This window comes from Micrococcus sp. HG099 (genome assembly GCF_024723355.1).
GTDB lineage: Bacteria > Actinomycetota > Actinomycetes > Actinomycetales > Micrococcaceae > Micrococcus > Micrococcus endophyticus.
On record NZ_JANQCJ010000049.1, the window covers coordinates 1 to 14,149 of the forward strand.

At 76.4% G+C, this 14,149-nt stretch carries 12 protein-coding genes and 1 tRNA gene; 5 read left to right on the forward strand and 8 right to left on the reverse strand.

The window, feature by feature from the left end; translation table 11 throughout:
• Positions 1 to 626, reverse strand: a 626-nt coding sequence (locus tag NWP10_RS06055; RefSeq protein WP_258300226.1) for an HAD family phosphatase, incomplete at its 3' end; no start/stop codon positions are given.
• Positions 627 to 719: 93 nt separating this feature from the next.
• On the opposite strand from NWP10_RS06055, the gene NWP10_RS06060 reads away from it, so the two are divergent.
• Complete coding sequence (locus tag NWP10_RS06060) at positions 720 to 1,670, forward strand: PAC2 family protein (protein WP_258300227.1); 951 nt, start codon at positions 720 to 722, stop codon at positions 1,668 to 1,670.
• A 13-nt stretch (positions 1,671 to 1,683) separates the two neighbouring features.
• On the opposite strand, the gene mshC is transcribed toward NWP10_RS06060, so the two are convergent.
• From mshC to NWP10_RS06075, 3 genes are all read right to left on the reverse strand, one after another.
• Positions 1,684 to 2,955 carry a cysteine--1-D-myo-inosityl 2-amino-2-deoxy-alpha-D-glucopyranoside ligase gene (gene mshC / locus NWP10_RS06065; protein WP_258300228.1) on the reverse strand — a complete coding sequence of 424 codons (1,272 nt, stop codon included), beginning with the start codon at positions 2,953 to 2,955 and terminating at the stop codon, positions 1,684 to 1,686.
• Between the two features lie 61 nt (positions 2,956 to 3,016).
• On the reverse strand, positions 3,017 to 3,850 hold the full coding sequence (locus NWP10_RS06070) for an undecaprenyl-diphosphate phosphatase (protein ID WP_158494595.1): 834 nt from the start codon (positions 3,848 to 3,850) through the stop codon (positions 3,017 to 3,019).
• Positions 3,851 to 3,920: 70 nt separating this feature from the next.
• Positions 3,921 to 4,142, reverse strand: a complete 222-nt coding sequence (locus NWP10_RS06075) for a hypothetical protein (protein ID WP_158494596.1) — start codon at positions 4,140 to 4,142, stop codon at positions 3,921 to 3,923.
• A gap of 103 nt (positions 4,143 to 4,245) precedes the next feature.
• Here NWP10_RS06075 and NWP10_RS06080 point away from each other — a divergent pair, with 103 nt between their 5' ends.
• Positions 4,246 to 4,485, forward strand: a complete 240-nt coding sequence (locus tag NWP10_RS06080) for a DUF5703 family protein (protein ID WP_158492760.1) — start codon at positions 4,246 to 4,248, stop codon at positions 4,483 to 4,485.
• A gap of 103 nt (positions 4,486 to 4,588) precedes the next feature.
• On the opposite strand, the gene NWP10_RS06085 is transcribed toward NWP10_RS06080, so the two are convergent.
• Positions 4,589 to 5,914, reverse strand: a complete 1,326-nt coding sequence (locus tag NWP10_RS06085; RefSeq protein ID WP_158494597.1) for a M20/M25/M40 family metallo-hydrolase — start codon at positions 5,912 to 5,914, stop codon at positions 4,589 to 4,591.
• A gap of 112 nt (positions 5,915 to 6,026) precedes the next feature.
• Here NWP10_RS06085 and NWP10_RS06090 point away from each other — a divergent pair.
• Positions 6,027 to 6,110 (forward strand) — tRNA-Leu (locus NWP10_RS06090).
• Positions 6,111 to 6,246: 136 nt separating this feature from the next.
• Complete coding sequence (gene malQ, locus NWP10_RS06095; protein WP_258300229.1) at positions 6,247 to 9,759, forward strand: 4-alpha-glucanotransferase; 3,513 nt, start codon at positions 6,247 to 6,249, stop codon at positions 9,757 to 9,759.
• Between the two features lie 119 nt (positions 9,760 to 9,878).
• Here malQ and NWP10_RS06100 read toward each other — a convergent pair whose 3' ends face one another.
• From NWP10_RS06100 to NWP10_RS06110, 3 genes are read right to left on the reverse strand one after another with little or no spacing between them, the layout of a single operon-like run.
• Positions 9,879 to 10,772 carry a MaoC/PaaZ C-terminal domain-containing protein gene (locus NWP10_RS06100; protein WP_258300233.1) on the reverse strand — a complete coding sequence of 298 codons (894 nt, stop codon included), beginning with the start codon at positions 10,770 to 10,772 and terminating at the stop codon, positions 9,879 to 9,881.
• Between the two features lie 2 nt (positions 10,773 to 10,774).
• Positions 10,775 to 12,124 carry a 3-oxoacyl-ACP reductase gene (locus NWP10_RS06105; protein ID WP_258300230.1) on the reverse strand — a complete coding sequence of 450 codons (1,350 nt, stop codon included), beginning with the start codon at positions 12,122 to 12,124 and terminating at the stop codon, positions 10,775 to 10,777.
• A 28-nt stretch (positions 12,125 to 12,152) separates the two neighbouring features.
• Entirely contained in the window at positions 12,153 to 13,481 is a 1,329-nt protein-coding gene (locus tag NWP10_RS06110; RefSeq protein ID WP_258300231.1) for an acetyl-CoA C-acetyltransferase, read from the reverse strand.
• Between the two features lie 119 nt (positions 13,482 to 13,600).
• On the opposite strand from NWP10_RS06110, the gene NWP10_RS06115 reads away from it, so the two are divergent.
• The coding region (locus NWP10_RS06115) for a TetR/AcrR family transcriptional regulator (protein WP_258300232.1) at positions 13,601 to 14,149 on the forward strand (549 nt) is incomplete at its 3' end.

Genomic DNA, 14,149 nt, shown 5'->3' on the forward strand with positions numbered 1-14,149 from the left:
GGCAGCGGCAGGACGCTGGGCACGCCCACGGTGGGCAGGCCGGCGGCCACGGCCGCGGCGACGCCGACCGGCGAGTCCTCGACGGCGACGCAGCCGGCGGCGTCCAGGCCCGGATGCCGCGCGGCGAGCAGGTCCAGCGCGAGCAGGTAGGCCTCGGGGTCGGGCTTGCCGCGGGCCACCAGGTCTCCGGAGACGACGACGTCGAGGGCGCCCGCGGGGGCGCGCTCGGCGAGGGCGCGGGCCAGAGGGGTGTGCGACATGGTGACGATTGCGCCGGGGACGCCGGCCTCGGCCAGGGCGGCGAGCAGCTCGCGGGCCCCGGGGCGCCAGGGCACGCGGTCCGCCACTCCGCGGGTCACGGCGCCCATGGTGCGCTCGATGATCTCGTCGACCGGCAGGTCCAGCCCCGCCGCCTGCAGGCGGCGCGCGCCCTCGTCGAGGGGGCGGCCCACGAGGGAGTCGGCCAGGGCTTCGGACCACACGCCGCCGTGCTCCGCGAGCAGGCGCCGCTGGGAGGCGTTCCACAGGGGCTCGGTGTCCACGAGGGTGCCGTCCATGTCCCAGAGGACGGCGCGCGGGAGGGCGCGGGCGCGCTCGGCCGGGCGGGCCGCGGGGGTGGAGGGCATGGGGTCCATCCTATCGAGCGCGCGGCGGGCGCCCGCACGGGGGCGGTGGCCCGCCCGTGACCGCGGTGCCGGGCCGTGCCTAGGCTGGCCGCCATGACCGACGCATCCTCCGTGGACCACCCGGACGACGCCCTGGGGCCGCTCCGGACGCACCTGACGGCCACCGTCGACGACCTCGAGGCGGGGCTGCGCGCGCCCACGGTCCTGCTGCTGGCCTTCGAGGGCTGGAACGACGCCGGGGACGCGGCCAGCGGGGCGCTCGACGCCCTGCGCGAGCAGTGGGACGCCGCGGAGGCCGGCCGGATCTGCGACGGCGAGTTCTACGACTACCAGGTGACCCGTCCCGTGGTCCGCCGGGACGCGGACGGCCTGGGCACCCTCGAGTGGCCGGCCGTGCGCCTGCACGAGGCACAGCTGGACGCGCAGGGCCGCCCGGTCGCCGGCGAGGCCGCGCCCCCGGACGGGGTGCGCGTGCTGCTGGCCGTCGGCGTCGAGCCCAACGTGCGCTGGCAGGCGTTCGCCGAGGAGCTGTTCGCGGCCGCGGCCACGCGGCAGGTGGACGCCGTCGTCACCCTCGGGGCGCTGCTGGCGGACGTGCCGCACAGCCGGCCCCTGCGAGCCCGGCCCACCTCCCCGCTCGTGGACGTCCGCGTGGCCGTGGGCGCGGACCGCCCCGCGTACGAGGGCCCCACGGGGATCGTCGGGGTCATTGCGGACGAGGCGGCCCGCCGCGGCCTGCCCAGCGTCTCCCTGTGGGGCGCGGTGCCGCACTACGTGGCCCAGGCGCCCTCCCCCAAGACCCTGCTCGGCCTCGTGGAGGCGATCGAGGACCTGCTGCACGTGAGCGTCTCCACGTGCGAGCTCGAGGACGACGCCCAGGCGTGGCAGCGCGGCGTGGACGAGCTCGCCGCCGAGGACCCCGACGTCGCCGCGTACGTCCGCCAGCTCGAGGAGGCGCAGGACACGCAGCAGCTGCCCGAGGCCTCGGGTGAGGCCATTGCCCGGGAGTTCGAGCGCTACCTGCGCGGGCGCGGCGGGCGCTGAGCCCTCCGCCGGCTCAGCGCAGGCGCAGGCCCAGCAGGGCCGAGGCGACGTCGGCCACGGCCACCGGGGCGGCGTCGTCCGCGGCGTCCAGGTCCGGCAGCGTGCCCGCGGCCCACGCGTCGAGCGCCTCGAGTGCGCGGGGGGCGTCCAGGTCGTCCGAGAGCGCGGCGTGGACCGCGTCGAGCACGGCGGAGCCGGCCTGCGCGTGCGGGCCCTCGAGGGCGGCGCGCCAGCGCGCCACGCGCTCCTGCGCGCGGGCCAGCACGTCCTCGGACCACTCCCAGTCGGAGCGGTAGTGGTGCGCGAGGATCGCGGCGCGCACGGCCACCGGCTCGACGCCGCGGGCGCGCAGCCGGGAGACGAGCTCGAGGTTGCCCAGGGACTTGGACATCTTCTGCCCGTCCAGGGCCACCATGCCGGTGTGGGCGTAGTGCCGGGCCAGGGGCCGGCCGTCCACGGCGGTGGCGTGGGCGGCGGAGAACTCGTGGTGCGGGAAGCGCAGGTCGGAGCCGCCGCCCTGGACGGTGAACGGGGAGGGCAGGTGCGCGCGGGAGATCACGGAGCACTCGATGTGCCAGCCCGGCCGGCCCTCGCCGAGGGAGCGGCCGTCCCAGGCGGGCTCCCCGTCACGGTGCACGCGCCACAGCAGCGGGTCCAGCGGGTCGCGCTTGCCGGGGCGCTGCGGGTCGCCGCCGCGCTCGGGGAACACCTCGGCCATCTCGTCCAGCGGCATGGCCGAGACCTGGCCCAGCCGCCAGTCGCCGGCCGCCTCGGCGGCCCGGACGTCGAAGTAGACGTCGCCGTCGGGGGCGTCGGCGTCGCCGGGGACCCGGTAGGCCAGGCCGGCGGCCAGCATGGCCTCCACCGCGTCCACCACCAGGTCGATCGCCTCGGTGGCGCCCACGTAGTGGTCCGGGGCGAGCACCTCGAGCGCGGCCATGTCCGTGCGGAACAGGTCGGTCTGGTCGCGGGCGAGCTCCCGCCAGTCCACGCCCGTGGCGTCGGCGCGCTCGAGCAGCGGGTCGTCCACGTCCGTCACGTTCTGGACGTAGGCGACCTCGAGGCCGGCGGCGCGCCAGTAGCGGTTCAGCAGGTCGAAGGCCACATAGGTGCTGGCGTGGCCGAGGTGCGTGGCGTCGTAGGGGGTGATGCCGCAGACGTAGAGCGAGGCCTCACGGGCGTCGTTGCCCGGGTGCCGGACGGCGCCGGTGGCGGTGTCGTGCAGGCGCAGCCGGTCCGGCCGGGTCGGCACGGCGGGCGGGACGGGGGTGGACCAGGACTTCACGGGACTCCTCGGCTTCGGGGCGGGGCCGACCGGGTCGGCGGGCGCGGTCGCGGGGGCGGGATCAGGCGCTGATGACGCCGGTGCCCAGGAGGGCGAACAGGCCCAGGCCCAGGGCGATGCGGTACCAGACGAACGGCATGTACGAGTTGGTGGTGATGAACTTCATCAGCCAGGCGATCACGGCGTAGCCGACCACGAACGCGATGACGGTGGCCAGGAAGGTCTCACCCATCCCGTAGGGGCCCTGCGTGCCGGGCTCCGCGAGGGACTGGAACAGCTTGTAGAAGCCGGAGGCGAACACGGCCGGCACGGCCAGCAGGAACGCGTAGCGGGCGGCGGCCGAGCGGGTGTAGCCCATGGCCAGGCCGGCGGTGATGGTGCCGCCGGAGCGGGAGACGCCGGGGATGAGCGCGAGGGCCTGGGCGAAGCCGTAGAGGACGCCGTCGCGGACCGTGAGCCGCTCGAGGGGCTTGGCCTGTCGGCCGAGGCGGTCGGCCAGGGCCAGCAGCACGCCGAAGACGATGAGCATGGTCGCGGTGATCCAGAGGGAGCGGAACTCGGTGTCGATCCAGTCCTGCAGCAGCAGGCCGAGCACGGCGATGGGGAGGGAGCCGAGGATGATGAGCCAGCCCATGCGCACGTCCGGGTCGGAGTGCGGCAGGCGGCCGGCGAGGGCCTGGAACCAGCGGCCGATGATGCGGGTGATGTCACGCCAGAAGTAGATGAGGACGGCGAGCTCCGTGCCGATCTGGGTGATGGCCGTGAAGGCGGCGCCCGGATCCGACGCGGACGGCAGGAACTCCCCCACGATCCGGATGTGGGCGGAGGAGGAGATGGGCAGGAACTCCGTGAGGCCCTGCACCAGGCCCAGGATGATGGCTTCGATCCACGTCACGGAGGGTCACTGTACGCGACGACCCCGGGCGGGAGCCCAGGGTCGTGGGGTGGATCACGCGCGATGCGGCTCAGGCCTCGTCGTCCTCCTCATCGTCGAACACCTCGAGGGGGGTGACCTCCTCGGTGTCCGCGTACAGGGCGTCCTCGTAGGCCTCGAAGGCGTCGGCGACGGCGAAGAACGCGGCCTCCACGGCAGGGTCGTCCTCTCCCCGCTTGTTCTGCGCGGCCACGAGGTGTTCGTTCAGGGCGGTGGTGAGGGCCTCCAGGGCCATGCGGGCGTCAGAGCTCATGGCTGAACGGTAACCCCCTCCCGGACGGCCCGCCAGGGGTGGCGGGTGCTCCCCTGACCCGGGCAGCGCCCCGCGCGGGGCGCGACTCTGCCAGGATGGACGGGTGCGTGAACAGCTGATGTCCTCGACCCTGGACTCGATCGCCCGCGGCCAGAAGTGGGAGTACCTGGTGATCACGGTCTCCCCCGACGAGTCGCTGGGCGACGCCCGCCGCCGGCTCGTGGAGCACGCCGAGTACGGCCGCTGGGAACTGCAGCGCTCCGTCCACTTCCGCGGCGGGGCCCGGCGCTACTGGCTGCGCCGCCGCGTGGTGCGCGTGGCCTCCACCCTCGCCTCCGCCTGAGCCCGCCTGAGCCCGCCTCGCCTCCACCCGAGGCGGACGGCGGACGGCCGACGACGACGGGCCGCGCCGTCGTCGTCCGCGGCCGGGCCAGCGGGTCGGCCGGTCAGCGGGGCTCGAGCATCCGCTCGAGCACGCGGCAGCCGAACTCGAGGGCGTCCACGGGCACGCGCTCGTCGATGCCGTGGAACAGCGAGGTGAACGCCAGGTCGGCGGGCAGGCGCATGGGCGCGAAGCCGTAGCCGGTGATGCCGAGGCGGGCCAGCGACTTGTTGTCCGTGCCGCCGCCGAGCATGAACGGCAGCACCTCGGCGCCCGGGTCCTCGGCCTGCAGGGAGGCGACCATGAGCTCCACGAGGTCGCCGGAGAACGGCGTCTCCAGGGCGACGTCGCGGTGCTCGGGCTCGATGCTCACCCCGGGGCCGGCCAGCTCCTGCAGGGTGGCCAGGGCGGCCTCCTCCTCGCCGGGCAGCAGGCGCGCGTCCACGGTGCCGGTCGCGGTGGAGGGGATCACGTTGTGCTTGTACCCCGAGGTCATCCCGGTGGGGTTCGAGGAGGTGCGCAGCGTGCCGGCCACCCATGAGCGGGCCTGGCCGAGCGCGTCGAGCTGCGGCGTCGGGTCCTGCTCGTCGAAGTCGACGCCCATGATCTCGGCGACCTGCTCGAGTAGCGCCCGCGTGGTCTTCGTGTAGACCAGGGGCCACTCGTGGCCGCCGATGCGGGTCATGGCCCCGGCCAGGCGCGTCACCGCATTGTCCGGGTGGGGCGCGGAGCCGTGGCCGGGGGCGCCCTCGGCGCGCAGGTTCAGCCAGGCGATGCCCTTCTCCGCGGTCTGCACGAGGTAGGCGCGCGAGCCGTGCACCTCGGTGGAGAAGCCGCCGACCTCGGAGATCGCCTCGGTGCAGCCGTCGAACAGCTCGGGGTGGTGCTCCACGAGCCAGCGCGCCCCGTAGACGCCGCCGGCCTCCTCGTCCGCGAAGAACGCCACGGTGAGCGGGCGCCGGGGTCGCCGGCCCGTGCGGGTCAGGTGAAGCAGGACGGAGAGCACCATCGCGTCCATGCCCTTCATGTCCACGGCGCCACGGCCCCAGATCATGCCGTCCTTGAGCTCGGCGCCGAACGGGTCCACGCTCCACTCGTCTGCCTCGGCCGGCACCACGTCCGTGTGGCCGTGCACCACGAGTCCCGGCGCGTCCTCGTCCCAGCCGGGCAGGTGCCCGACGACGGACACGCGCCCGGGCGAGGACTCGAAGAGGCGGGGCCTCATCCCGGCCTCCTCCATGAGCCGGGCGCACAGGGCGGCGGCCTCCGGCTCGCCCACGGAGACGTTGCCCCCGCGGTTGGTGGTGTCGATGCGGATGAGGTCGCGGCAGATCTCCACGACGCGGTCCTCAGGGCGGGAGACGGGGGTGTCATGAGCGTTCTGGATCATGGTTTTGAGCCTAGCCGCAGCGCGTGCTACAGTTCTCGAGTTGCCCGGCGAGGGAACGGCTCGAGAGAGTCGGACCGGACCAGGCGAACGGGCCTTTACGGCCCGAAGATGAGCGCGAGTGGCGGAATTGGTAGACGCGCAGCGTTGAGGTCGCTGTGTCCGCAAGGACGTGGGGGTTCAAGTCCCCCCTCGCGCACCGCTCATCGAAGCAGCAGGAGCCCCGGTCGTCACGACCGGGGCTCCTCTCGTTCCCGCACCGGTGCGCACACTAGAGTGGAGACGTGTGACGGCAAGCGCCGTCAGCGACCGGAGACGACGGCATGGAGGACCCGATGGCCCTGGAAGCCCGCGCGCTGTTGCGCCGACTCGCCCGCGCGCACGGCGTGCAGACGGACTACGTCGGCCAGGACGGCTCGGCCCAGACCGTCCCGGACGAGGCCCTCGTGAAGGTCCTCGCCGCGCTCGGCGTCCGCGTCCGACCGGACGGCGTCGCCGGCCTGGCCGAGGCTCTCGAGGACGCCGAGACCGCCCCCTGGCGGGACGTCCTGCCGCCCACCGTCGCCGCCCGCGCCGGGCACCGGCTCTCCGTGCCGTGCCACGTCGCCGCCGGCGAGACCGTCACCGCGCGGATCCACACCGAGTCCGGGCAGACCCTGGACGTGGACGTCAGCGAGCCGGTCGTCGAGGTGCGCCGCGTGGACGGCGTCGCGCGCGAGCGGCTGCACGTGCAGGTCCCCGGGGACCTGGCGCCCGGCTGGCACCGCCTCGAGGTCGTCAGCGGCTCCGGGTCCACCGCCTCCGCCGTCCTGGTGTGCGCCCCGGAGCGGCTCACCACGGCCGCCCCGTTCCTCGCCCGGCGCGGCTGGGGCGTCGCCGCCCAGGGGTACTCGGTCACCTCTGCGGACTCGTGGGGCATCGGCGACGCCGCGGACATGGCCGCCCTCGCCGAGCTGGCCGCCCCGCACGGCGCGGACTTCCTCCTGCTGCACCCGCTGCACGCCGTCGAGCCCGGCGCCGAGCCGGCCGACTCCCCCTACTCCCCCGTGTCCCGGCGCTTCCTCTCCGCGCTGCTCGTGCACGTGCCGGACATCCCCGAGTTCGCTTCGCTGCCCGCCGCCGAGCAGGACGAGCTGCGCGCGGCCGGCGCCGCCGTGCAGGCACGCCTGGAGCGCTCCGGCACGATCGACCGCCCGGCCGTGGCCGCCGCCCTCTGGCCGGCCCTGCGCCGCGTGCACGCCGTGCCCCGCTCCCCCGAGCGCGAGGCCGCCTACGCCGCCTTCCGCGCCGAGGCCGGGCCGGGCCTGGACGACTTCGCCCTCTGGTCCGCGCTGCGCACCGCCGACGACGTCCCCGGTCCGGACCTGGCCGACCCCGCCTGGGCGCCGGGCGGGGAGCACGCCGAGCGCGTGCGCACCGAGCGCGCGGACGAGGTCGACCTGCACCGCTGGGTGCAGTGGGTGGCCGCCGAGCAGCTCGCCGCCGTGCAGCAGCGCGCCCGCGCCGCGGGCATGCGCATGGGCGTCATGGTGGACCTGGCGGTCGGGGCCACCCGCGAGACCGCGGACGCCTGGATGCTCGGGGACGTGCTCGTCCCCGGGATGTCCGTGGGCGCCCCGCCTGAGGTGTTCAATCAGCTTGGCCAGGACTGGTCCCAGCACCCGTGGCATCCGCGCCGCCTCGCCGAGACCGGCTACGCCGCGTTCCGGGACATGCTGCGCACCGTGCTGCGCGACGCCGGCGGCATCCGCATGGACCACGTGCTCGGGCTCTTCCGCCTGTGGTGGATCCCGGTGGGCGCCGGGGCCACCCAGGGCGCCTACGTGGAGTACGACCACGAGGCGATGCTCGCCGTGCTCACCCTCGAGGCGGAGCGGGCCGGCGCCGTCGTGGTCGGCGAGGACCTGGGCACGTTCGAGCCCTGGGTGCAGCGCCGCCTGGCCGAGGCCGGCGTGCTGGGCACCTCGATCCTCTGGTTCGAGCAGCGCGACGGCGAGCCGCTGCCGCCGGAGCGGTATCGGCGCCTGGCCATGGCCGCCGTGAACACCCACGACCTGCCGCCCACGGCCGGCTACCTCGAGGGCGTCCAGGTGGACCTGCGCGAGCGGCTCGGCCTCTACACCGTGGACGTGGCGCAGGAGCGCCGCCGCTCGGCGGACGAGGTGGAGGCGTTCCTCGGCGCCGCGGTGCGACGCGGCCTGCTCGACGCGCGGGACGCCCGGGTGCGCCCCGACGACGCGGCCCAGCGCGAGGCGCAGACCGTGGCCCTGCACCGGCTCCTGGCCCAGGCGCCCTCGGCCCTGCACAGCGTCTCCCTCGTGGACGCCGTGGGCGAGCGCCGCATCCAGAACCAGCCCGGCACCACCCAGGACCAGTACCCCAACTGGACGCTGCCCCTCGGCGACCGCGAGGGGCGGATGCTGCGCGTCGAGGACCTGGCGTCCTCGGCGTCGGCGGCCCGCCTGTTCGACGCCGTCGAGGAGGAGCTGCGCGCCTCCGTGCCGGTCGGCATCGGCGTCAGCCTGCACACCTCGCCCCTGGCGCAGCCGGGCCGCGGGGACGCCGGCGGCCTGAACGTGTACGTGCGCCACGCCGCCCTGGCCCTGGCCCGGCGCGGGGTGCGCATGATCCTGCTCACCCGCGCCGAGGAGCCCGTGGGCCCGGAGGGCGCGCGCGTCACGCGGCTGGAGGCCGGCGGCGAGGCGCCCGCGGTGACGGTCGTGGAGCTGGCCGTGGGCCCGGCCGCGCCCCTGCCCAAGGCCGAGCTGGCCGGGCTGACGGACGAGTTCACGGCGGCGGCGCGCGCCTGGCTGGCCTCCGACGCCGTGCCGGGCGGGCCGGTGCTGGCTCCGCGTGGGCTCGATCCGCACGGGCTCGACGCCCGGGGGCCCGGCGCACCGGCCGCCCCGCCCGTGGCCTTCGTGCACGGCCACTACTGGCTCTCGGCGCCCACGGCCGCCGCCCTCGCGGCCGCGACCGGCGCCCCCCACCTGCACACCATGCACACCACCGCCGCCGTGAAGATGCTCGAGGACCCCGAGCTGCGCGAGCCGGCCGAGCGGATCGAGGCGGAGGGCGCCGTGGTCCGCGAGGCGGACCTGCTGGTGGTCAACTCCCCCGCCGAGGTCGTGGACCTGCGCGAGGCCCTCGGCGTGCCCCGGGCGCGCACCCGGGTGCTGCCCCCGGGCGCGGACCTCGCGACGTTCACCCCCGAGGGCCCGGCCCTCTGGCCGGGCGACCCCGACGACGGCGGCGCCCTGCGCGTGCTGTTCGCCGGGCGCATCCAGCGGCACAAGGGCCCGCACCTGCTGGTGGAGGCCCTGGCCGTGCTGCGCGAGCGGGCCGGCGGGCCCGGGGCCGACCCCGGCGTGCGCCTGCACGTGAACGGGGCGCCCTCCGGAGAGGAGGGGCTGGACCTGCCGGGCCTGGCCCTCGAGCGCGGCGTGGCGGACCTCGTGACCTTCTCCGAGCCGGTCCGGGCGGAGGAGCTGGCCGCGCAGCTCCGGGCGGCCGACGTCGTCGCGATGCCCAGCGCCTCCGAGACGTACGGCCTCGTGGCCCTCGAGGCGCAGGCCTGCGGCACGCCCGTGCTCGCCCACCGGGTGGGCGGGCTGGTCCACGCCGTGATCGACGGCGCCTCCGGGCGGCTGGTGACGGAGGGCGTCCCCGAGGCCTGGGCCGACGCCCTCGCCGCCGTCCTGGCGGACCGCCCGGCGTGGGAGGCCCTGGCCGCCGGCGCCGTGCGCCACGCCGCGGGCCACTCGTGGGAGGCCTACGCCGACGGGCTGCTCGAGGCCGCCGCCGGGCTGGCCCGCCGCCAGGACGGCGGCGGGGACGCCGGCGCCTGAGCCCGCGTGCCGCCCCGCCCAGGTCAGGCACCGCCAGGACGAGCACGACACAGGACGAGCACGGCACAGGCCCCCGGGACGGAGCGTCCCGGGGGCCTGTGCCGTGCGGCGGCGTCCGCTCAGTCCGCGAGCGGGGCGATCCGGCCGGTGAAGTGCCGGCGGCCGCGGCGTCCGTCCCAGCCGATCACGCGGGTGCCCTGCCCGTCGGCGGGCTCGTAGCGGACGGCCACGGTTCCGGGCAGCACGACGGGTGCGTCGAACTCGATCTCCCAGCGGAACCCGCCGGCGGCGGACTCGCGGCCCTGCAGCATGCGGGCGGCCAGCAGCATGCCGTGGGCGATCGCGCCCTTCATGCCGAACAGGCGCGCGCTCACGCCGGTGAGGTGGATGGGGTTCCAGTCCCCGGAGACGTCCGCGTAGCGGCGGCCGGCGCCGGCGCCGAGGCGCCACTCGGCGGTCCGGGCGGGGGCGGTGAACTCCTCACGGGCCGGGCGCTCCGGCCGCAGGCCCGTGAGGTGCACGCCCTTGGCCAGGTACCGGGAGACGCCCTCCCAGAGCACGGCCTCGCCGCCGGCGGGGTCCGGCCCCTCGACGGTGACGGCCACGTCCACGGCGGTGCCCGCGTGGTGCGGGACGAGCCCGACCGCGCGGGCCGTGACGCGCAGCGCCGTCTCGGCCGGCACCGGGCGGCGGTGCAGCACGGTGTTGGTCAGGTGCACCATGCCGGGCAGGGGCAGGGGGAACTCGGGGTCGGCCATGAGCTCCATGGCGGCCCCGAACACCTGGGTGTGGACGAGCACGGAGGGCAGCGAGGCCGGGTCGGCGGGGCCGACGGCGTCGCGCCAGGCCGCGACCGCCGCGCGCGGGATCCGGTGGCCGGTGACCACCACCTCCCGCTCGGGCAGGACGGCGGGACGGGAGCGGCGGGTCAGCGCGTCCTTGGCGGCCTGCCCGGCGGCCCGGGCGTAGAGGCCGGCCAGCGACGGCGGCGCGGCGAGCTCGGTGGTGCGCATGCTCACGCCCCCAGCTTCGACTGGCCGCACACGCGCAGGGTGGCGCCGTTGGTGCCGCCGGCGGCGTCGGAGGCGAACCACGCGACGGCCTCGGCGACGTCCTGGGGCAGCCCGCCCTGCTGGAGCGAGTTGAGCCGTCGGCCGACCTCGCGGGTGGCCAGCGGGATCTTCGCGGTCATCTCGGTCTCGATGAACCCGGGGGCCACCGCGTTGATCGTGCCGCCGCGCGCGGCCAGCGCCGGCGCGGAGGCGGCGGTCAGGCCGATCACGCCGGCCTTGGAGGCCGCGTAGTTGGTCTGGCCGCGGTTGCCGGCGATGCCGGAGATCGAGGCCAGGCCGATGATCCGCAGCCCCTCTCCCGTGACGTCCCGCGCGTCGTCCGCGAGGAAGGCCTCGTTCATGGCCAGCTGCGAGGCGGTGTTCACGGCGATCACCGAGTCCCAGCGCGCCGCGTCCATGTTGGCGAGCATGCGGTCCCGCGTGATGCCCGCGTTGTGCACCACCACGTCCATGCGCCCGTGCCGGGCGCGGCAGTGCTCCAGGATGCGCGCGCCGGCGTCCGGGGCGGTGATGTCCAGGGCGAGGGCGGTGCCGCCCACCTCGTTCACGACGGCGGCCAGCGACTCCCCCGCCGCCGGGACGTCCACGCCCACCACGGCGGCGCCGTCGCGGGCCAGGGTGCGCACGATGGCGGCGCCGATGCCCCGGGCCGCACCCGTGACGACGGCCACCTTGCCCGCCAGGGGGCGGGCCGGGTCCGCGGGGGTCGCACCGTCCCGCGTGGCCACGGGGAGGAACTGGCCGGAGACGTACGCGGACCGGCCCGAGAGCAGGAACGCGAGGGCGCCGGCGGCGCCGGGGGCGGCGAGGGGCACGCCCTCGCCCAGGACGATGCCGTTGGCGGTGCCGCCACGGCGCATCTCCTGCGCGAGCGAGCGGGTCAGGCCCTGCACGCCCTGGCGGGCGGCCCGCACGGCGGGCTCGGCCGCGGCCACGGGGTCCACGGACACCGTGACCACGCGGGAGGAGGGGCCCAGGGAGCGCAGCGCGCCGCCGATCTGCAGGACGGTCTCGCCCAGGTCGCCGGGGGCGGCGGCGTCGTCGAAGCAGGCGACGACGCCGGCGAGCCGCGCGCCCTCGCGGGGCGCGTCGGCCACCTCCAGACCCCACGAGGCTAGGAGGGTGCGGGCGTCCGCGGCGGCGGGGCCGGTGCCGAGGACGAGGACGGTGCCGTGGAGCACGGGCTCGCCGGGGGCGTGGCGGCGCAGCTCGACGGGCTGGGGCAGGCCGAGGGCGCCGGTCAGGCGGCGGCCCAGGGCGGAGGCGGCGAAGGCGCCGTAGCGGTCGGTCATGTCAGTGCCTCTCGGTTCTCTCGGGTGCTCAGCGGCCACGCAGCAGGGCGACGATGCCCTGGCCGCCGGCGGCGCAGACGGAGACGAGGCCCAGGGATCCCTCGCCCTTCTCATGGAGCATCTTGGACAACAGGGCCACGATGCGCCCGCCGGTCGCGGCGAACGGGTGGCCGGCGGCAAGGGAGGAGCCGTGCACGTTGAGCTTGGCGCGGTCCACGCTGCCGAACGCGCCGTCCAGGCCCAGGCGCTCGCGGCAGTACTCCTCGTCCTCCCACGCGGCCAGGGTGGCCAGCACGGTGCCGGCGAACGCCTCGTGGATCTCCACGAAGTCCAGGTCCTGAAGGGTGAGGCCGTGGCGGGCGAGCAGGCGGGGCACGGCGTAGGCGGGGGCCATGAGCAGGCCCTCGTCCCCGTCCACGAAGTCCACGGCGGCGTTCTCGACGTCCACGAACTCGGCGAGCACGGGCAGGCCGCGCTCGCCGGCCCAGTCCTCGGAGGAGAGGAGCACGGCGGAGGCGCCGTCGGTGAGCGGGGTGGAGTTGGCCGCCGTCATGGTGGCCTCCTCGCCCAGGTGGCGGCCGAAGGCCGGCTTGAGCCCGGCGAGCTTCTCCGGGGTGGAGTCCGGGCGCAGGTTGTTGTCCCGGTCCAGGCCGCGGAACGGGGTGACGAGGTCGTCCATGTAGCCGGCGGCGTAGGCGGCGCCGAGGTTGCGGTGCGAGGCCGCGGCCAGCTCGTCCTGGGCCTGGCGGGTGATGCCCCAACGGTGGGTGGTCAGGGCCTGGTGGTCGCCCATGGACATGCCGGTGCGGGGCTCGCCGGCGCCGGCGGGCTCGGGGGCCAGGTGGCCGGGGCGCAGGTCCTTGAGGGCCGCGAGGCGGTCCTTCATGGTCTTGGCGGCGTTGAGGCGCAGCAGGGCGCGGCGTGCGCCGTCCGAGAGGGAGACGGGGGCGTCCGAGATGGAGTCCACGCCGCCGCCGATCGCGGAGTCGATGCGGCCGAGGCGGATCTTGTCCGCGAGGGTGCCGATGGCCTCCATGCCGGTGGCGCAGGCAACCTGCAGGTCGGCGGCCGGGGTGTCGGAGGCCAGGGCGGAGCCGAGCACGGCCTCGCGGGTGAGGTTGAAGTTGCGGGGGTGCTTGAGCACGGCGCCGGCGCTGACCTGGCCGACGCGCTCGCCCTGCAGGCCGAAGCGGGCCACGAGGCCGTCGAGGGCGGCGGTGAGCATCTCCTGGTTGCCGGCGTCGGCGTAGGCGGTGTTGGCGCGGGCGAAGGGGATCCGGTTGCCGCCCACGACGACGGCGGGGCGCAGGGCGCCCCCGGCGACGGCGGGACGGGCGGTGGTCTCGGGCTGGGTCATGGCGGTCCTCTCGATGGCGGGCCCGTCGCCGGGGCGGCGGGGGCGGCTCCGGCCCGGGACGATACGGACGTTCCGGGCCTGGGTGACTGTGACGCACAGTACCTGATACGCTCCGTCCCGTGAAGTCCGACACCCCCGCCGCCCGCGACGGGCGCAGCGCCCGCTGGGACCGCCACCGGGCCGAGCGCCGCCTGGAGCTGGTGCGCGCCGCCCGCGCCGCCGTGCACGCCCTCGGCGCGCAGGCCTCCATGGACGAGATCGCCTCCCACGCGGGCACCTCCAAGACGGTCTTCTACCGGTACTTCGGGGACCGCGAGGGCCTGCGCCTGGCCGTGGCCGAGCGCGTCACCGCGCACATGGAGCGCCGCCTGCTCGAGGCCGTGGACCGCCCGTCCTCCGGCGCGGACGCCCTGCACCGCATGGTCGAGGTCTACCTGACCGTGGCCGCCACCTCCCCGCAGGTCTACGCCTTCGCCGTCGCCCCCGCGCCCGCCGCCCCGGACGCCCCCGCCCCCGTCCTCGGACCCTTCCTCGAGCGCGTCTACGGCGTGCTCGAGTCCGGGCTCGCCCGTGACCTGGCCGCGCGGGGCCGCACCCCGGACCCGGGCGACCCGCTGGCCCTGTGGCCGCGCGCCGCCGTCGGGCTGGTGCGCGCCGCCGCCGAGACG

Coding starts and splice junctions, on each gene's coding strand:
- NWP10_RS06060 (WP_258300227.1), top strand. CDS start 720: ATGACCGACGCATCCTCCGTGGACCACCCGGACGACGCCCTGGGGCCG.
- NWP10_RS06075 (WP_158494596.1), bottom strand. CDS start 4,142: ATGAGCTCTGACGCCCGCATGGCCCTGGAGGCCCTCACCACCGCCCTG.
- NWP10_RS06085 (WP_158494597.1), bottom strand. CDS start 5,914: ATGATCCAGAACGCTCATGACACCCCCGTCTCCCGCCCTGAGGACCGC.
- malQ (WP_258300229.1), top strand. CDS start 6,247: ATGGCCCTGGAAGCCCGCGCGCTGTTGCGCCGACTCGCCCGCGCGCAC.
- NWP10_RS06100 (WP_258300233.1), bottom strand. CDS start 10,772: ATGCGCACCACCGAGCTCGCCGCGCCGCCGTCGCTGGCCGGCCTCTAC.
- NWP10_RS06105 (WP_258300230.1), bottom strand. CDS start 12,124: ATGACCGACCGCTACGGCGCCTTCGCCGCCTCCGCCCTGGGCCGCCGC.
- NWP10_RS06110 (WP_258300231.1), bottom strand. CDS start 13,481: ATGACCCAGCCCGAGACCACCGCCCGTCCCGCCGTCGCCGGGGGCGCC.